Annotated in this window: 9 protein-coding genes, 4 rRNA genes and 2 riboswitches (1 of these 15 cut by a window edge); all 13 genes read left to right on the forward strand. The window is 47.0% G+C overall.

The window, feature by feature from the left end; genetic code table 11:
- Positions 1–152 precede the first annotated feature (152 nt).
- Positions 153–1,589, forward strand: coding sequence for an esterase/lipase family protein (locus CD004_RS00185; RefSeq protein ID WP_158651437.1), 1,437 nt, complete (start codon positions 153–155; stop codon positions 1,587–1,589).
- A 236-nt stretch (positions 1,590–1,825) separates the two neighbouring features.
- Complete coding sequence (locus CD004_RS00190; protein WP_102260914.1) at positions 1,826–2,200, forward strand: hypothetical protein; 375 nt, start codon at positions 1,826–1,828, stop codon at positions 2,198–2,200.
- A gap of 362 nt (positions 2,201–2,562) precedes the next feature.
- Positions 2,563–3,504 carry an AAA family ATPase gene (locus CD004_RS00195; RefSeq protein ID WP_102264935.1) on the forward strand — a complete coding sequence of 314 codons (942 nt, stop codon included), beginning with the start codon at positions 2,563–2,565 and terminating at the stop codon, positions 3,502–3,504.
- Position 3,505: 1 nt separating this feature from the next.
- Positions 3,506–4,723, forward strand: coding sequence for a DUF58 domain-containing protein (locus tag CD004_RS00200; protein ID WP_102260915.1), 1,218 nt, complete (start codon positions 3,506–3,508; stop codon positions 4,721–4,723).
- A complete protein-coding gene (locus CD004_RS00205) occupies positions 4,720–6,936 on the forward strand; it encodes a transglutaminase TgpA family protein (RefSeq protein ID WP_102260916.1) in 2,217 nt (738 codons plus the stop codon). Before CD004_RS00200 ends, CD004_RS00205 begins: the two co-directional genes overlap by 4 nt.
- A 31-nt stretch (positions 6,937–6,967) precedes the next feature.
- Positions 6,968–7,069: riboswitch (purine riboswitch) on the forward strand.
- 143 nt (positions 7,070–7,212) lie between these two features.
- Entirely contained in the window at positions 7,213–8,760 is a 1,548-nt protein-coding gene (guaA, locus tag CD004_RS00210) for a glutamine-hydrolyzing GMP synthase (protein WP_102260917.1), read from the forward strand.
- A gap of 86 nt (positions 8,761–8,846) precedes the next feature.
- A riboswitch (purine riboswitch) is annotated at positions 8,847–8,948 on the forward strand.
- Between the two features lie 119 nt (positions 8,949–9,067).
- On the forward strand, positions 9,068–10,399 hold the full coding sequence (locus tag CD004_RS00215) for an NCS2 family permease (protein WP_102260918.1): 1,332 nt from the start codon (positions 9,068–9,070) through the stop codon (positions 10,397–10,399).
- Positions 10,400–10,534: 135 nt separating this feature from the next.
- Positions 10,535–11,377, forward strand: a complete 843-nt coding sequence (gene glcT / locus CD004_RS00220) for a glucose PTS transporter transcription antiterminator GlcT (RefSeq protein WP_102260919.1) — start codon at positions 10,535–10,537, stop codon at positions 11,375–11,377.
- Between the two features lie 181 nt (positions 11,378–11,558).
- Entirely contained in the window at positions 11,559–13,634 is a 2,076-nt protein-coding gene (gene ptsG / locus CD004_RS00225; protein WP_102260920.1) for a glucose-specific PTS transporter subunit IIBC, read from the forward strand.
- Positions 13,635–14,011: 377 nt separating this feature from the next.
- Positions 14,012–15,561, forward strand: a 16S ribosomal RNA gene (locus CD004_RS00230).
- 207 nt (positions 15,562–15,768) lie between these two features.
- A 23S ribosomal RNA gene (locus tag CD004_RS00235) occupies positions 15,769–18,703 on the forward strand.
- 75 nt (positions 18,704–18,778) lie between these two features.
- Positions 18,779–18,894 (forward strand): 5S ribosomal RNA (gene rrf / locus CD004_RS00240).
- 320 nt (positions 18,895–19,214) lie between these two features.
- A 16S ribosomal RNA gene (locus tag CD004_RS00245) occupies positions 19,215–20,533 on the forward strand; it runs 231 nt beyond the window's last position.
- The 16S, 23S and 5S rRNA genes sit together here, the layout of an rRNA operon.

Here is a 20,533-nt window from a genome sequence, read left to right on the forward strand (position 1 = left end):
TTTCTTTCCCAATTAAATAAGCCCAGTTTCCCATTCTTTTTAGACTCTTAGAACAATAATCTTTAATGATGGCCTCTTTTAAAATATCTGCTGACAAAAGGGCCTGAAGAAGAAAAGGGAGGGGTATGGGTTTGCGAAGGAGTAAGAGAATAATGTCATTATTGATGGTTTTATTGCTGATGGTGCCGGTTGCTGCAAAAGCGGGAGATTTAGGTGGGGGTTCTTCCGGAACTCCAGGAACATGGTATGTAGGCGCAGAACCGTCTTGGATTGACCCGGCTAAATCTCCAATTGTATTTGTCCATGGCTATAATAATTCGGCATCTGTCTGGTGGGAAGGTAATGATATGTATGAAACCGCGCTTGCCAATGGCTATCAGACAGCATTTATCGATCTCTATTCTGATCGGGACATGTGGGAAAATGGGGCGATGTTAGCGCAAAAGCTGAAGGTAATCTATGATTACTTTGGGCAGAAAAAGCTTGTTGTTGTAGGCTATAGCAAGGGAGGAGTCGATACCCAGACAGCACTCGTCCATTACAGCGCGCACCAATATGTATCGAATGTCATTACTCTTTCATCACCTCATCATGGCACGCAGCTTTCAGACCTTGCCCACAGCAGCTCAGCCTGGTGGCTGGCAGCTTTGCTTGGAAACAATAATGATGCGACCCGTTCGCTCATGACAGGAAATATGAAATACTTCCGCAGCATTACGGATAGCCATTCAAACTCTACGAAGAACCGCTACTATACACTAGGCGGTTATAAATGGGGCTCATTCGGCAGCGCCTTATATTGGGGAGGCCTGTATTTAAGCAGCTATGGCTCCAATGATGGTGTCGTCACAGTCGCGAGTTCCCGTTTGCCGGGCGGATCAATCATCAGGGAAGGCGCCTGGAACCATACGACCATTCGTGAAGGATCATATACTTTTTCGGTATTCAAACCATATACAATGTCAGAACAGCAAGCTGTTTCGAGTACTTTCTTAGCTGCCGAGAGCATGACAGAACGTGAGACAAACCAGATTGTAAAAGGCGGCAAAGCTGAAAAAGCAATAAAGGAAAGCTTCGTGATTGAAGATGGAGCAGAAAGCTTCCAAATGGCATTCCTCAGTGAAAAGAAGATGACCTCGCTAAAATTGAGGGGGCCAGATGGACAGGAGTACAAGGCAGCAAAAATTGAACAGGATAAAGGTGACTTCTTTAAAGGAGCCTGGGTCCATACGTTTGAAATCTCAAAACCAGAGGATGGGAAATGGATGGTGACAGGACCAGCCGCGGCATACCTGTTTGTGGTCGGGGTCGACAGTCCTCTTGATGTTGAATTGAAGAAGGATAAAAATCAAAGTATGAAAGCTTCCTATAAAACAAAGTGGATCAAATATGACCGAGATGGCAAAAAGAAGCTAAAAGAAGCGGGGAAAGGATCCAAAGCAGGCAAGGTGCTTGATGGTGATCTCACCGATCCAGGTGTATACAACCTGACAACAGAAATCACGGGAGTTGACGCTAAAGGTAAACCTTTCGAAAGGACCGTCATAGAATCCATCTATGTTGATGAGAATGGAAAGACTCATAGATAGAGCGGGAATAATACCAAAACTAAAACTCAGGATGTAAAGCAGGAGGCGGCCGGAATCTCAGCCGCCTCCTAAATTGAAGAATAGGGATGATAACATCTTATACCTTAGACCAATCTCCTACTATTACCTAGCAATGTATAAGTCTAATAGCCTAATTTTTACATAAAGTATGGAGTGGCTGGGTGATTGGCCGATATAGAAGATAAGCAGAGTTTGTACACCAGGAGGAGAAAGTAATGCACGTATTGGACTTGATTGCCAGGATCAACAATTGTGTCGAGGAGCTCGATTTTGCTGCCGCAAGAATGTATATGGAGGAGAACATCGAAGTCCTGAACGAGAATCGCAGCCGTTTAAAGTCAAATGCGAGGGAATTGCTTGAGTTTCTGACGAAACGGATGGAAGCTGGGCACCAGCCGCTCACAAGGAAAGACATGGCGGTCATCAATACAGTGAATAGCTATGCTTCAAAGTTTGACTTGAGAGGCTTGAAGGTAATCGTCAGGGATCACTCGCTGTTGTTTTTACGGAATGATATCGAAGCATATTTGAATAACGATGCGAAGATCATCCTTGAGGGCATGGGTGCGATTCCTAAGGCAGCAAGTTAAATAGAATTCATATAAAAATTGATGACGGCTTCTAGGGAAGATGCCGTTTTTTTTATTTCATGATAAAATTTCACCTCTAGAATTATATAGCTCAAGAGCCCAGCCAGTTTCATACTTAAGTTTGCTTCTCGATTATCTTGTGAGAAGTGTTAGCTTTGAGCAGATCGAGTTGCTTGCGTTTTTTATTCTTAGCATGAAACATTCCCCCGAAATTTTCCGTCTATCACTAAGTGGTTATATTTTCATGCTGCGTATTACAGGATTTTTACAGAAAATAGCGAATATAGACATATTGGAGTAAAAAAAGTAATAGTTAACGTAGATAAATAGATTTTAAGGGGGAAATTTCGGTGCGGAATCAGATGAATCCAACAGTTGAAAGAATTCTAGGAAATATTGATAAGGTCATGACGGGTAAACGTAATGTGGCGGAGCTAAGCTTGATTGCATTGCTTGCCGGCGGCCATGTGCTGCTTGAGGACGTGCCTGGAGTCGGTAAGACGATGATGGTTCGAGCACTGGCGAAGTCTGTGAGCGCCAAGTTCAGGAGGATTCAGTTTACACCAGATCTGTTGCCATCTGATGTGACAGGGGTTTCGATTTACAATCCAAAGGAGATGGAGTTTGAATTCAGGCCAGGTCCCATAATGGGCAATATCATTCTTGCAGATGAAATCAACAGAACCTCTCCGAAGACCCAGTCTGCGCTGCTTGAAGGAATGGAAGAGCATAGTGTGACGGTTGACGGCGTAACCCATATACTTGGCAAGCCATTTTTCGTAATGGCGACACAGAACCCGATTGATTATGAGGGTACATATCCACTGCCGGAAGCACAGCTAGACCGTTTCTTGTTAAAAATGAAAATGGGATATCCTGCACTGGAAGAGGAAATGGAAGTTTTGAACCGGGCGCAGCGGAATCTTCCGATTGAAGACTTGCAGCCTGTTGTTTCACTTGAAGATCTGCGCGATCTGCAGCAGAGTATCAAAGAAGTGGTAGTAGACGATACACTTAAGCGATATATTGTGGAACTGGCTAGCCGTACCCGCGGGCATTCAAGTGTATATCTTGGTGTCAGCCCTCGTGGATCGATCGCTTTGATGAAGGCTGCCCAGGCGTATGCCTTCATTTATGGAAGGGATTACGTCATCCCGGATGATATTCAGTACCTGGCTCCATTTGTTTTCGCCCACAGGATCATTTTAAAATCAGAGTCCAGGTTCGAGGGGATTACAACCGAGGATGTCGTCAACAGAGTGTTGGCGAGAGTGCCTGTCCCGGTCCAAAGGCTCGTGAAGTAATATGAAAAAATATTTCCAAAAGTTCAAAGAAATTTGGAAGCTCATCGTTTTACTGTTATTGATCTTGATCACGTTTTCCTATGCGATGTTCCAGGGAGGATTTGTCAGCTGGTTCCTGTTTTACAGCTTTTTGCCATTTGCTCTTTACGCCCTTGGTCTCGCTTTTTATTCCATCAAGGATATCAAGGCGGAAAGGGTATTTACGAAACAGGAATATAACGCTGGCGAGAAGTTCAAGGCTAGCATTGTGCTTGAAAGGAAACTGGGATTCCCGCTGTTTTATGCGATTGGGGAAGAAGAGGCCGGTGATACACTTACGGGGAACAGGGATTTACAAAAGGCGAAAACGATGTTGTTTCCTGGATTCAACCGGGTATTCGGTTTTGACTATTCGATTGAAAACCTTCCTCGAGGTGAGCATACATTAATGGGCATCAAGTTGAAAACAGGGGACCCGCTTGGATTAATTGAAAAAGAAAAGGTATTGCCAGTTGAAACCAAGATCCTGGTTTATCCTGCTTATCAGGATATGGTTTATAGGCCGGTTGCCCATCATTTTGACCAGGGGATGACCGCCTCAAAGGAGCGAGTCCAGCGTGATACATCGATGGCAATCGGTGTCCGTGAATACCAGCCGGGAGACCGCTTTTCGTGGATCAACTGGAAGGCTACTGCAAGGCGGAATGATATTATGACGAAGGAATTCGAACAGAGGCAGTCACATGATGTGGTCATTTTAATGGATTGTGCCCCTGAACCTCGTTTTGAAGTCGTCGTTTCTTTCACAGCTTCGGTTATCAGGGCAATTTTACGAAAAGGCGCACAGGTAGGCTTATTGACATTAAGCGCTGAACGCAAGGCGTTTCCGGCACGCGGCGGGGAAGCCCACCAGCAACAGCTTCTCCATCACCTTGCTAAAATTCAGGATGGGAGCCCCGTCCCGTTTGACCGGGTTCTTGAGGCGGAGAGCTTTTTAGCGCAGCAGAACAATTCAATTATGCTGATTACCGCCCAACTGACGAAAGAGTTGATTGAAAAAGCTGCCTTCTATAATCAAAGAAACGCATCGGTGAGCATCTTCCTGATTAAAAATGGCCAGGAATCCCCGACAAAAACGGAGAAGAATTTAAGAGCCTCGGCAAATGCCAGGGGAATCCGGCTAGTCATGGTACATGATGGCCAGTTCGCGGAAGCCTTCTCGGAGGTGAATAAAGGTTGAGGATCGATAAATCCAAAAAAGACGTCACTTTCTTTTTACTGTATATTTTCAGCTTTTTACTGCTATGGGAGTGGCTGCGGCCATTGGAGGAATTGACAGATACTGGCCACTTAGGTGTTTTTCTTGGTTTTGTGTTTGTCTCACTGATGATGTCTTACTTCAATATGCCAATTTTGCCGTCTGCTCTCTTAAAAATCATCATCGTCCTTTATTCCATTCACTTTATGTATTTTGAAGGAACATTTTTCAGCCTGGAATGGTTTGGGCAACTGATCAATGAGGTAATCGCCAATTCAGTGGTTATCGTCAATGCCGAATGGACTGAAATTTCGAATGTGTTTCGTACATTGTTGTTCTTTACATTGCTTTGGCTGATGGCATACTTGATACAATATTGGCTGATCAACAGGAAACAAATTTTCGTGTTTTTCTTCATGACGCTGGTTTATATCACGGTGCTGGATACATTCAGTCCTTATGAAGCCGACGCGGCAATTGTCCGGACAGTCATTGCGGGTTTTGCTGTGATGGGAATACTGGCCTATTACCGGATTGCCGATAAGGAAGTAGTGAAGAAGAACCTCGAAAGTGCGAAGAAATGGATGATACCTCTTGTCGCCATGATCGTCTTGAGTGTGGGAATTGGCTATGCAGCTCCAAAGGCTGATCCGATCTGGCCGGACCCTGTCCCGTTCATTACCTCGTATAATGAGGATTCAGGCGATGGCAAAGGCGGCGTAAAAAAAGTCGGCTACGGAACGGATGATTCTGCTCTCGGAGGACCATTCATCGGAGACGACAGGGTTGTTTTCACCGCTGAAGCAGATGGACGCCATTACTGGCGGATTGAGACAAAGGATGTTTATACGGGCAAAGGGTGGATCACGGACAAAGGCACAGCCATGCCGGTAGAATTTCTACCAGAGCAAAACATTCCGATGCAGCCTTTTGAAGAGGAAGTTAAAACGGAACAGCGTACGAGCAGGGTCACTCCGAAGATTGGGTATCCGCACCTTGTTTATCCGCTCGGCGTGACACAAGTGGAAGCATCTGCAGGTAACTCCACCCTCCAATTCAGTCTTGATCCAACAACAGAAAAAATCACGTCAAAGGCTGATGGACAAGAGGGTTCAATTGGGCCATACTCACTTAACTTTGACCACCCTGTGTACAGTGTGGAAAAGCTTAAGGCAGCCGGACCTGAAGAGCTGGCAGAAGAGTTTGCCTTCGTCTCGAAATACACACAGGTACCAGAAGAGCTTCCAGAGCGGGTAGTGGAGCTTGCTGAGAAAATAACGAAAGACAAAGTGACCTGGCTTGAAAAAGCGCAGGCGATTGAGAAGTACTTCCGCTCAAACGAATTTGTATATGATCAAACGCTTGTTGCTGTCCCGGAAGAGAATCAGGATTATGTCGATCAATTCCTGTTTGAAACTAAGCGTGGCTATTGCGACAACTTCTCGACATCGATGGTTGTCATGATGCGTTCGGTTGGCATTCCGGCGCGCTGGGTAAAGGGCTACACTGAAGGCGAATATATCGATACACTCGGGAATGGACGCCGCCTTTATGAGGTCACAAACAACAACGCCCACTCCTGGGTAGAGGGATATTTCCCTGGTGTCGGCTGGGTACCGTTTGAGCCGACGCAAGGCTTTTCAAACAACGTTCAATTTGAGTATGACAATAAAGACGACTCACAAACTCAGACGGGACAAGAAGAAGAGGAAGGTACAACACCTGCTGCTCCTGAAAAACCTGAAATGCCAGAAGAGCAGGCACAGGTTGACACGACAAAGGGTTCTTTTTCCGAAGGCGTGAAAAATGCAGGAGCATTCCTGAAGGATAACCTGATGAAAATATTCCTGACATTACTCGTAATGGCTGTGTTCGCAGCGATCATGTATAGATTGAGAGGAAGGTGGCTTCCTGTCCTGTATATCCTTCTCTATAAGTATAAAAAGCAAAACAAGTACATGGAGAAAGCTTATATTGCCCTATTGATGCAGTTGGAGAGATACGGGCTTAAGAGAGAGAAAGGCCAAACACTGCGCGACTATGCAAATTATGTGGACTCATTCTTCTCGACAAACGAGATGCGCTGGCTCACAGAAAAATATGAAGAGTATTTATACCGCGGCGATAAGGATGAAGAAATGTGGCAGAATGCGAAAAAGTATTGGGAGTTCATGATTAGGAAAGTTAGTGCTTGACCGCTAAAATATTATACTGATACAATGTTTGCAACTATATAGAAACAACCTTCATATATCCTCGATAATATGGTTCGAAAGTATCTACCAAATCACCTTAAATGATTTGACTATGAAGGCAGGCTTCTTTTTGTTCGTATCGGGCTGGAATCCTGCTTTCCTTTTATTTGATGGGGGCAGGATTCTGGCTTTTTTAATGGGCAAAAACGCAGATATGGGCATATTAACTACATACGATTCCAATTCCGCGTTCTATTTTTAAAATGAGGTGACTTTATGAAAACCGAGCTGCAAGACCAGGAAAAGATTATTGTATTAGACTTTGGCAGCCAGTATAACCAGCTGATCACGAGAAGGATCAGGGAATTTGGCGTCTACAGCGAGCTTCATCCACACACCATCACGGCAGCGGAAATCAAGGAAATGAATCCTAAGGGCATCATTTTCTCAGGCGGACCGAACTCTGTCTATGATGAGGGAGCCTTCCGCTGTGATGAAGAGATTTTCGAGCTGGGCTTGCCTATTCTGGGCATCTGCTACGGAATGCAGCTGATGACGATGCATTTCGGCGGCAAGGTCGAGAAAGCTAAGAACCGTGAATATGGAAAAGCTTTGTTGACTCTTCATAACCAGAACAGATTATTTGAAGGAACACCGGGTGAGCAGGTTGTTTGGATGAGCCATGGAGACCTTGTCACTATGTCACCTCCGGGATTCACGGTGGACGGCATCAACCCTTCATGTCCAATTGCGGCAATGAGTGATGAAAGCCGCAAGCTATATGCGGTCCAATTCCATCCGGAAGTACGCCATTCGATTTACGGAAATGACCTTTTGAAAAACTTCGTCTTCAAAGTTTGCGAATGCGAAGGCAACTGGTCGATGGAAAACTTCATCGAAATTGAAATCGAGAAAATCCGCCAGTTGGTCGGTGACAAGAAAGTTCTTTGTGCACTCAGCGGGGGAGTGGATTCCTCGGTGGTCGCAGTACTGATTCACAAAGCGATCGGTGACCAGCTCACTTGCATCTTCGTCGATCACGGTTTATTGCGAAAAGATGAAGCGGAAGGCGTCATGAAAAATTTAGCTGACGGCTTCAATATGAATGTCATTAAAGTCGATGCGAAGGACCGTTTTCTCAGCAAGCTGGAGGGAGTTTCCGACCCTGAGCAGAAGCGTAAAATCATTGGTAATGAGTTCATCTATGTGTTTGACGATGAAGCCGAAAAACTGGAAGGCATTGAGTTCCTGGCACAGGGAACATTGTATACCGATATTATCGAAAGCGGTACGGCGACAGCACAGACAATCAAATCCCACCATAATGTTGGCGGACTTCCTGAAGATATGCAGTTCAAATTGATCGAGCCATTGAATACCTTATTCAAGGATGAAGTCCGTGCGCTTGGCACTGAACTTGGCATGCCTGATGAAATCGTCTGGCGCCAGCCATTCCCGGGACCAGGACTTGGCATTCGTGTGCTTGGAGCGATTTCCGAAGAAAAATTGGAGATTGTTCGTGAATCAGATGCAATCCTCCGCGATGAAATCAAGAAAGCCGGTCTTGATCGTGAAATCTGGCAGTACTTTACTGTCCTGCCTGACATCCGCAGTGTCGGTGTCATGGGAGATGCGAGAACATATGATTACACAATCGGAATCCGTGCGGTAACGTCAATTGATGGAATGACTTCGGATTGGGCCAGGATTCCGTGGGACGTCCTCGAGGTCATCTCAACAAGGATCGTCAATGAAGTAGACCACGTAAACCGAGTTGTCTATGATATTACGAGCAAACCCCCTGCAACGATTGAATGGGAGTAAAATACGAACGATTTAAAAACGAACATGAAAAATGTTCGTTTTTTTATTGACTAGGGGCAAAAGTCCTGATAGAATGAAACTGAACTTAATAATTTGTCATAATTCGTCGTATAATCTTGGGGATATGGCCCAAAAGTTTCTACCGAGCTACCGTAAATGGCTTGACTACGAGGTATAGAATTCATGGCTGGCAAACTATCAATCTATTGCCGCCATACTTCCTTATATGCCTTCAGTCAACGCCCGGTAACCCGAGGCGTTTTCTTTTTGGTCTTATTTCCTGAATACTATTCAGGGGGAAATGAAAATGAAGAAGTATTTTGAGTTTGAGAAGCTTGGCACGAACTATCGCCGCGAATTCATTGGCGGGATGACTACGTTCCTAGCCATGGCGTACATCCTTATCGTGAATCCCAATATCCTTACATTGGCAGACGTACAGGACCTGCCGGAATCATTGAGGATGGATACTGGTGCTGTCTTCGTTGCGACAGCGCTTGCAGCGGCAGTCGGTTCCATCATCATGGGCCTTATTGGTAAATACCCGATCTCCCTTGCTCCGGGAATGGGCTTGAACGCATTCTTCGCTTACACGGTTGTTCTAAGCCATGGAGCACCTTGGCAGCATGCACTTGCAGCAGTCTTCATCTCAAGTGTGTTCTTCCTGCTCTTGACGATTTCAGGCTGGCGGGAAAAATTGATCAATGCCATCCCGGTTGAACTCAAGCACGCAGTCGGAGCCGGTATTGGTTTGTTCATCACTTTCATCGGTTTGAAAAATGCAGGAATCATCGTCGATAATCCAGCAACACTAGTAGGGCTAGGAGATTTGACAAACAGCAATACATTGCTTGCGTTGTTTGGTTTATTGATTACAGTCATCATGCTGACAAGAGGCATTCACGGTGCGGTATTCTTCGGGATCATCATTTCTGTCATTGTCGGAATGATCTTCAACCTTATTGAAACACCTGAAAGTGTAGTCGGTGCAGTACCGAGTGTTGCGCCAACCTTCGGCGCAGTATTCAGCGCTTTTGGTGATCCATCTTTCTATACAGCAACAATGCTCGGAATCATCCTGACATTCCTGTTTGTTGATTTCTTTGATAACGCAGGAACTCTTGTAGCCGTTGCCAACCAGGCTGGGTTGATGAAAGACAACAAGCTGCCGCGCGCGGGCCGTGCGCTTTTCGCTGATTCAATTGCTTCTCTTGTTGGTTCGATCTTCGGTACGTCAACGACGACTTCATATATTGAATCATCCGCTGGTGTAGCATCTGGAGCCAGAAGTGGATTTGCTTCGCTTGTAACGGCTGGATTCTTCCTGTTAGCACTATTCTTTTTCCCGCTGCTCTCAGTCGTTACCTCTGCTGTAACAGCACCAGCATTGATTATCGTTGGAGTCCTGATGGTTTCTTCTCTTGGTAAAATTGAATGGAACCGATTTGAAATCGCCGTTCCATCATTCCTGACAATGATCGCAATGCCGCTGTCATCCAGCATCGCAACAGGGATTGCAGCAGGTTTCATCTTTTACCCAATCACGATGATTGTTAAAGGGAAGTCAAAAGAAGTACATCCGATTATGTATCTGTTCTTTGTGATTTTCGTGCTTTACTTCGTATTTTTAACAGAATAGTAGACAGGGTCAGCCGGCGAGGCTGGCTCTTTTTTTGCCAAAAATTGAGGTGGGTATGAACCATGGTTGAGATTGACTTATAAATCTCCCTTATATACGATATTTCTATAGAACAAGCTGAAACGGGGATACAGGATGGACCAAATTGTAGTGAAAAAAGGGTTGAACAATAATGTCATGATAGCGGACCACCCCGCTTTCGGGGAAGTCATCCTGATCGGCAAAGGAATCGGGTTCAACCGGAAAAAGGGAGATTTGATCGAAGAGGGGCAGGCGGAAAAAATGTTTGTCCTCAAAGATGAAAGAGAGCAGGCAAACTACATTAAGCTATTGCCGTTCGTTGAGAACGATCTGCACGAGGCGATCATATCTTCTATTGAGCTGATCAAAAAGAGAGCAGCTAGCCAATTGAATGAACACATCCATGTCGCGTTGACGGATCACTTGATGTTCGCTGCGAATCGAATTGCAAATGGGTTGGATTTTAAAAATCCATTTTTAGTCGAAACAAAGACTCTGTATCCGACTGAGTTCCGGATAGCCCAAGAAGTTGTTCAGCTTCTTAAGGATAAATCAGGGATTGAATTTCCGGATGGTGAAATAGGTTTCATCGCCCTTCATATTCATAGCGCCGTAATGAATCGAAACTTATCCGATGTGAACAAACACTCGCAGCTTGTGACAAAATTGGTACAAATGATTGAGGAAAACCTGGAAGTCGAAATCGACAAAGAGGGTATTGATTACACCCGGCTTGTGCGCCATATACGTTTCGCGATTGAAAGGGTTAATAATGGCGAAACAGTTGAGGAACCAGAAAAATTTGCAACCCTCTTGAAAGAAGAATATCCAGTGTGCTACAATCTTTCGTGGAAACTCATTAAAGTGATGCAGCAGACCTTGAAAAAACAAGTATGCGATGCTGAAGCCGTCTACCTGACAATGCATTTGCAAAGGCTTCAGAAAAAAGTTAAATAAGTTATGATTTTTTACGTGTTACTGATTCGATCAGGCATGAGTAAAGAATGTAATTGAAATGGAGTTTTATGGGTACTATATCCGTATGCTTCTTTTCGCTACATCTTTCTCATGCCTTTTTTATTTGTTTTTTTAATGTTTGTAACCGCTTTAGGAGAAAAAATTACAGGAGGTATTCCTAATGTTTAAGAAAGCTTTTGGTGTTCTTCAAAAAGTAGGTAAAGCGCTCATGCTTCCAGTTGCATTGCTTCCAGCAGCAGGTATTCTGCTTGCTCTTGGTGCTGCGCTTAGAAACCCTGCTTTGCTGGAGCTTGCTCCATTTTTAGATAACAGCGGCGTCGATATGGTAGCTGCAGTCATGCAGAAAGCCGGTGACGTTGTCTTCGGAAACCTGCCGCTCTTGTTCGCGGTCGGTGTAGCTGTTGGTTTGGCTGGTGGTGAAGGTGTTGCCGGTCTAGCGGCGATTATCGGTTACCTGATCATGAATGTGACAATGGGTACTGTTCTTCAAATCACGCCAGAGGATGTTAACGGTCTTAACTACCAGAACATTCTCGGTATTCCAACCCTGCAAACGGGTGTATTCGGCGGTATTATCGTAGGTATAATTGCCGCTGCACTTTACAACAAGTTCTTTGAAATTGAGTTGCCATCTTATCTTGGTTTCTTTGCTGGTAAGCGTTTTGTGCCGATCATCACAGCAGGAACTGCAATTTTGCTTGGTCTGGCAATGCTTGTCATCTGGCCGCCAATTCAAAATGGCCTGAATGCATTCTCGCAAAACATGGTTCACGCTAACTTGACACTATCAGCATTTATCTTTGGAGTAGTTGAACGTTCCTTGATTCCATTCGGCTTGCACCATATTTTTTATTCACCATTCTGGTATGAATTTGGTCAGTATACTACTTTGGCTGGCGATGTTGTCCGTGGTGACCAGCGTATATTCATGGCGCAGATTGCGGATAACGTACAAGACCTGACTTCTGGTACGTTCATGACTGGTAAATTCCCATTCATGATGTTTGGTCTTCCTGCAGCAGCATTGGCAATTTATCACGAAGCACGTCCGGAAAGAAAAGTAGTAGTCGGCGGCTTGATGGTATCTGCTGCTTTGACTTCATTCTTAACAGGGATCACAGAACCACTTGAGTTCTCATTCTTGTTCGTAGCACCAGTACTATTTGGAGTACACGCAATCTTTGCAGGTCTATCTTTCATGACTATGCACCTTTTAGATGTAAAAATCGGTATGACTTTCTCGGGTGGTCTAATTGACTACATCCTGTTCGGTCTGATCAATCCGCAGACAAATGCATGGATTGTCATTCCGGTTGGTTTAGTTTTTGCAGTAATTTACTACTTTGGTTTCCGATTCGCAATCCGCAAGTTTAACCTGATGACTCCTGGCCGCGAAGCAGTGGATGAGGATGAAGAAGAAGGCGGAGCAAAAGGACAAGCTGGAGACCTTCCATATGAAGTACTTGACGCAATGGGCGGCAAAGAAAACATCGCCCACCTTGATGCATGTATCACTCGACTTCGTGTATCTGTAAATGACATTAACAACGTCGATAAAGATCGCCTGAAAAAGCTGGGTGCTGCCGGAGTGCTTGAAGTCGGCAACAACATCCAGGCAATCTTCGGGCCGCGTTCTGAGACAATTAAAGGTCAAATGAGAGATATCATAAACGGTAAAAGACCTCGTCCGGTGGAAACGAACCAGGCAACAGAGGTTGAACAACAAATAGAAGAAGTAAATCCAGAAGCACTGCAAACGCACCATGATGCAGATGCTAATGCAGATGTATTCGTTTCTCCTATTAAAGGTGAAATCCTGCCAATTACAGAAGTACCTGACCAAGTGTTCTCAGGCAAGATGATGGGCGACGGTTTTGCTATCGTGCCTGCTGAAGGAACAGTTGTATCACCGGTAGACGGTAAGATCGTTAACCTGTTCCCGACAAAGCATGCGATTGGAATTCTGTCAGACTCTGGACGGGAAATTCTCATTCATGTTGGTATCGATACAGTGAATTTGAAGGGACAAGGATTCGAAACACTTGTTTCTGAAAATGACACAGTGACAAAAGGACAGCCGTTATTGAAGGTTGATCTTGATTACATCAAGGAAAACGCAACTTCAATTATCACTCCGATTGTATTTACAAACCTTGCAGAAGGCGAAAGCATTGTCATTAATAAGAAGGGCAATGTAGATGTGAAAGACGAGAATATCATTTCGTTTTCTAAATAAGAATTAATTACAGCCGGTCTCCTGTATGGAGGCTGGCTGTTTTGTATTTTTATATATAGAAGAAAAGCGAAAAGTGATTACATTTCCCAATTTTTTCATGGTTTAAACATGTTGACTCTGGGCAGCTCCGGTGATAGTATATAGAAACAGTCGCGAACAGGTTAACAACATTTTGATGATGAAAAAAATAAATCAAAAAAGCTGTTGACATTCAACGCTGTAATGTGATAAATTATTAAAGTCGCTTCTGAGCGGCGCACACATTTTGCTCTTTGAAAACTAAACAAACAAGCGTCAACAAACAATAAATTATCATGACTTCTATTATAGAAGAACATGAGCCAACGTTTTAACTTTATGAGCTAACTCATAACTCTTTCTTGGAGAGTTTGATCCTGGCTCAGGACGAACGCTGGCGGCGTGCCTAATACATGCAAGTCGAGCGGATCTTCATTAGCTTGCTTTTGAAGATCAGCGGCGGACGGGTGAGTAACACGTGGGCAACCTGCCTGTAAGACTGGGATAACTTCGGGAAACCGGAGCTAATACCGGATAATCCTTTCCCTCACATGAGGGAAAGCTGAAAGACGGTTTCGGCTGTCACTTACAGATGGGCCCGCGGCGCATTAGCTAGTTGGTGAGGTAACGGCTCACCAAGGCAACGATGCGTAGCCGACCTGAGAGGGTGATCGGCCACACTGGGACTGAGACACGGCCCAGACTCCTACGGGAGGCAGCAGTAGGGAATCTTCCGCAATGGACGAAAGTCTGACGGAGCAACGCCGCGTGAACGATGAAGGCCTTCGGGTCGTAAAGTTCTGTTGTCAGGGAAGAACAAGTATCGGAGTAACTGCCGGTACCTTGACGGTACCTGACCAGAAAGCCACGGCTAACTACGTGCCAGCAGCCGCGGTAATACGTAGGTGGCAAGCGTTGTCCGGAATTATTGGGCGTAAAGCGCGCGCAGGCGGTTCCTTAAGTCTGATGTGAAAGCCCCCGGCTCAACCGGGGAGGGTCATTGGAAACTGGGGAACTTGAGTGCAGAAGAGGAGAGCGGAATTCCACGTGTAGCGGTGAAATGCGTAGAGATGTGGAGGAACACCAGTGGCGAAGGCGGCTCTCTGGTCTGTAACTGACGCTGAGGCGCGAAAGCGTGGGGAGCGAACAGGATTAGATACCCTGGTAGTCCACGCCGTAAACGATGAGTGCTAAGTGTTAGAGGGTTTCCGCCCTTTAGTGCTGCAGCAAACGCATTAAGCACTCCGCCTGGGGAGTACGGCCGCAAGGCTGAAACTCAAAGGAATTGACGGGGGCCCGCACAAGCGGTGGAGCATGTGGTTTAATTCGAAGCAACGCGAAGAACCTTACCAGGTCTTGACATCCTCTGACAACCCTAGAGATAGGGCGTTCCCCTTCGGGGGACAGAGTGACAGGTGGTGCATGGTTGTCGTCAGCTCGTGTCGTGAGATGTTGGGTTAAGTCCCGCAACGAGCGCAACCCTTGATCTTAGTTGCCAGCATTCAGTTGGGCACTCTAAGGTGACTGCCGGTGACAAACCGGAGGAAGGTGGGGATGACGTCAAATCATCATGCCCCTTATGACCTGGGCTACACACGTGCTACAATGGATGGAACAAAGGGTCGCGAAGCCGCGAGGTCGAGCCAATCCCATAAATCCATTCTCAGTTCGGATTGCAGGCTGCAACTCGCCTGCATGAAGCCGGAATCGCTAGTAATCGCGGATCAGCATGCCGCGGTGAATACGTTCCCGGGCCTTGTACACACCGCCCGTCACACCACGAGAGTTTGTAACACCCGAAGTCGGTGGGGTAACCTTTTGGAGCCAGCCGCCTAAGGTGGGACAGATGATTGGGGTGAAGTCGTAACAAGGTAGCCGTATCGGAAGGTGCGGCTGGATCACCTCCTTTCTAAGGATATTGCCGTAAAGGCAATCGGAATGCGAATCTTTCGATTCGTACTGTTGTACGCTTGTTTGTTTAGTTTTGAGGGAGCAATTCTCTCAAAGCTTTTTTGTTCCTTGAAAACTAGATAATCGTAAGTAAGAAGAACCAAGAAAAAACCGAGTGATCGCCATTTTAGTTTTTCTCTCTATTCAATAGAGAAATGACCTTTTAGGTTAAGTTAGAAAGGGCGCACGGTGGATGCCTTGGCACTAGGAGCCGATGAAGGACGGGACTAACACCGATATGCTTCGGGGAGCTGTAAGTAAGCTTTGATCCGGAGATTTCCGAATGGGGAAACCCACTGTTCGTAATGGAACAGTATCTTTACCTGAATACATAGGGTATTGAAGGCAGACCCGGGGAACTGAAACATCTAAGTACCCGGAGGAAGAGAAAGCAAACGCGATTCCCTGAGTAGCGGCGAGCGAAACGGGACATAGCCCAAACCAAGAGGCTTGCCTCTTGGGGTTGTAGGACACTCAACATGGAGTTACAAAGGAACGGGGTAGATGAAGTGGTCTGGAAAGGCCCGTCAGAGAAGGTAAAAACCCTGTAGTTGAAACTTCGTTCCCTCCTGAGTGGATCCTGAGTACGGCGGGACACGAGAAATCCCGTCGGAAGCTGGGAGGACCATCTCCCAAGGCTAAATACTCCCTAGTGACCGATAGTGAACCAGTACCGTGAGGGAAAGGTGAAAAGCACCCCGGAAGGGGAGTGAAAGAGATCCTGAAACCGTGTGCCTACAAGTAGTCAGAGCCCGTTAATGGGTGATGGCGTGCCTTTTGTAGAATGAACCGGCGAGTTACGATTACATGCAAGGTTAAGTTGAGAAGACGGAGCCGCAGCGAAAGCGAGTCTGAATAGGGCGAATGAGTATGTGGTCGTAGACCCGAAACCAGGTGATCTACCCATGTCCAGGGTGAAGGTTGGGTAACACCAACTGGAGGCCCGAACCCACGCACGTTGAAAAGTGCGGGGATGAGGTGTGGGTAGCGGAGAAATTCCAATCGAACTTGGAGATAGCTGGTTCTCTCCGAAATAGCTTTAGGGCTAGCCTCACGTTGTAAGAGTCTTGGAGGTAGAGCACTGTTTGGACTAGGGGCCCTCATCGGGTTACCGAATTCAGACAAACTCCGAATGCCAAAGACTTATCCGTGGGAGTCAGACTGCGAGTGATAAGATCCGTAGTCAAAAGGGAAACAGCCCAGACCACCAGCTAAGGTCCCAAAGTATACGTTAAGTGGAAAAGGATGTGGAGTTGCTTAGACAACCAGGATGTTGGCTTAGAAGCAGCCACCATTTAAAGAGTGCGTAATAGCTCACTGGTCGAGTGACTCTGCGCCGAAAATGTACCGGGGCTAAACGTATCACCGAAGCTGTGGATTGACATCTTAGATGTCAGTGGTAGGAGAGCGTTCTAAGGGCGTTGAAGTCAGACCGTAAGGACTGGTGGAGCGCTTAGAAGTGAGAATGCCGGTATGAGTAGCGAAAGATGGGTGAGAATCCCATCCACCGAATGCCTAAGGTTTCCTGAGGAAGGCTCGTCCTCTCAGGGTTAGTCGGGACCTAAGCCGAGGCCGAAAGGCGTAGGCGATGGACAACAGGTTGATATTCCTGTACCACCTCTTTATCGTTTGAGCAATGGGGGGACGCAGTAGGATAGGGTAAGCGCGCTGTCGGATATGCGCGTCTAAGCAGTTAGGCTGCAAGTGAGGCAAATCCCGCTTGCGTGAAGGCTGAGCTGTGACAGCGAGGGAAATATAGTACCGAAGTTCCTGATTCCACACTGCCAAGAAAAGCCTCTAGCGAGATAAAAGGTGCCCGTACCGCAAACCGACACAGGTAGGCGAGGAGAGAATCCTAAGGTGAGCGAGAGAACTCTCGTTAAGGAACTCGGCAAAATGACCCCGTAACTTCGGGAGAAGGGGTGCTCATTTGGGTGAATAGCCTAGATGAGCCGCAGTGAATAGGCCCAGGCGACTGTTTAGCAAAAACACAGGTCTCTGCGAAGCCGCAAGGCGAAGTATAGGGGCTGACGCCTGCCCGGTGCTGGAAGGTTAAGAGGAGGGGTTAGCTCACGCGAAGCTCTGAATCGAAGCCCCAGTAAACGGCGGCCGTAACTATAACGGTCCTAAGGTAGCGAAATTCCTTGTCGGGTAAGTTCCGACCCGCACGAAAGGCGTAACGATCTGGGCACTGTCTCAACGAGAGACTCGGTGAAATTATAGTACCTGTGAAGATGCAGGTTACCCGCGACAGGACGGAAAGACCCCGTGGAGCTTTACTGTAGCCTGATATTGAATTTTGGTACAGCTTGTACAGGATAGGTAGGAGCCTGAGAAACCGGAGCGCCAGCTTCGGTGGAGGCGTCGGTGGGATACTACCCTGGCTGTATTGAAATTCTAACCCACGCCCCTGATCGGGGCGGGAGACAGTGTCAGGTGGGCAGTTTGACTGGGGCGGTCGCCTCCTAAAGAGTAACGGAGGCGCCCAAAGGTTCCCTCAGAATGGTTGGAAATCATTCGCAGAGTGTAAAGGCACAAGGGAGCTTGACTGCGAGACCTACAAGTCGAGCAGGGACGAAAGTCGGGCTTAGTGATCCGGTGGTTCCGCATGGAAGGGCCATCGCTCAACGGATAAAAGCTACCCCGGGGATAACAGGCTTATCTCCCCCAAGAGTCCACATCGACGGGGAGGTTTGGCACCTCGATGTCGGCTCATCGCATCCTGGGGCTGTAGTCGGTCCCAAGGGTTGGGCTGTTCGCCCATTAAAGCGGTACGCGAGCTGGGTTCAGAACGTCGTGAGACAGTTCGGTCCCTATCCGTCGTGGGCGCAGGAAATTTGAGAGGAGCTGTCCTTAGTACGAGAGGACCGGGATGGACGCACCGCTGGTGTACCAGTTGTCTTGCCAAAGGCATCGCTGGGTAGCTATGTGCGGACGGGATAAGTGCTGAAAGCATCTAAGCATGAAGCCCCCCTCAAGATGAGATTTCCCATAGCGCAAGCTAGTAAGAACCCTGAAAGATGATCAGGTTGATAGGTCAGAGGTGGAAGCGCGGTGACGTGTGGAGCTGACTGATACTAATCGTTCGAGGACTTAACCAAATAGATTACTCGTTTCTTCTTATTCTTCTTACACATTATCTAGTTTTGAGGGTGCAAAAAACCTCAATTAAATAGTCTGGTGGCGATGGCGAGAAGGTCACACCCGTTCCCATACCGAACACGGAAGTTAAGCTTCTCAGCGCCGATGGTAGTTGGGGGTTTCCCCCTGTGAGAGTAGGACGCCGCCGGGCGAAAAGACAGAGATTTAGATCCCTGTCTTTTTTAATCCCTATATCATTCTTTTCCAGTTAATGCTGGTTGTTAGGTAACACCTGAGGTGTTATTATAGTAACTCAGCTCCACTTGATCGATTGTTTAAAAGACTTTCAAAAAAGTGTTGACGAGCTGATTGAAGGATGGTAAGATATAAAAGTTGTCATTTGAAAGACAACAAAATATTGTTCTTTGAAAACTAAACAAACAAGCGTCAACAAACAATAAATTTATCATGACTTCTATTATAGAAGAACATGAGCCAACGTTTTAACTTTATGAGCTAACTCATAACTCTTTCTTGGAGAGTTTGATCCTGGCTCAGGACGAACGCTGGCGGCGTGCCTAATACATGCAAGTCGAGCGGATCTTCATTAGCTTGCTTTTGAAGATCAGCGGCGGACGGGTGAGTAACACGTGGGCAACCTGCCTGTAAGACTGGGATAACTTCGGGAAACCGGAGCTAATACCGGATAATCCTTTCCCTCACATGAGGGAAAGCTGAAAGACGGTTTCGGCTGTCACTTACAGATGGGCCCGCGGCGCATTAGCTAGTTGGTGAGGTAACGGCTCACCAAGGCAACGATGCGTAGCCGACCTGAGAGGGTGATCGGCCACACTGGGACTGAGACACGGCCCAGACTCCTACGGGAGGCAGCAGTAGGGAATCTTCCGCAATGGACGAAAGTCTGACGGAGCAACGCCGCGTGAACGATGAAGGCCTTCGGGTCGTAAAGTTCTGTTGTCAGGGAAGAACAAGTATCGGAGTAACTGCCGGTACCTTGACGGTACCTGACCAGAAAGCCACGGCTAACTACGTGCCAGCAGCCGCGGTAATACGTAGGTGGCAAGCGTTGTCCGGAATTATTGGGCGTAAAGCGCGCGCAGGCGGTTCCTTAAGTCTGATGTGAAAGCCCCCGGCTCAACCGGGGAGGGTCATTGGAAACTGGGGAACTTGAGTGCAGAAGAGGAGAGCGGAATTCCACGTGTAGCGGTGAAATGCGTAGAGATGTGGAGGAACACCAGTGGCGAAGGCGGCTCTCTGGTCTGTAACTGACGCTGAGGCGCGAAAGCGTGGGGAGCGAACAGGATTAGATACCCTGGTAGTCCACGCCGTAAACGATGAGTGCTAAGTGTTAGAGGGTTTCCGCCCTTTAGTGCTGCAGCAAACGCATTAAGCACTCCGCCTGGGGAGTACGGCCGCAAGGCTGAAACTCAAAGGAATTGACGGGGGCCCGCACAAGCGGTGGAGCATGTGGTTTAATTCGAAGCAACGCGAAGAACCTTACCAGGTCTTGACATCCTCTGACAACCCTAGAGATAGGGCGTTCCCCTTCGGGGGACAGAGTGACAGGTGGTGCATGGTTGTCGTCAGCTCGTGTCGTGAGATGTTGGGTTAAGTCCCGCAACGAGCGCAACCCTTGATCTTAGTTGCCAGCATTCAGTTGGGCACTCTAAGGTGACTGCCGGTGACAAACCGGAGGAAGGTGGGGATGACGTCAAATCATCATGCCCCTTATGACCTGGGCTACACACGTGCTACAATGGATGGAACAAAGGGTCGCGAAGCCGCGAGGTCGAGCCAATCCCATAAATCCATTCTCAGTTCGGATTGCA

It is taken from the genome of Mesobacillus jeotgali (assembly GCF_002874535.1).
Classification (GTDB): domain Bacteria; phylum Bacillota; class Bacilli; order Bacillales; family Cytobacillaceae; genus Mesobacillus; species Mesobacillus jeotgali.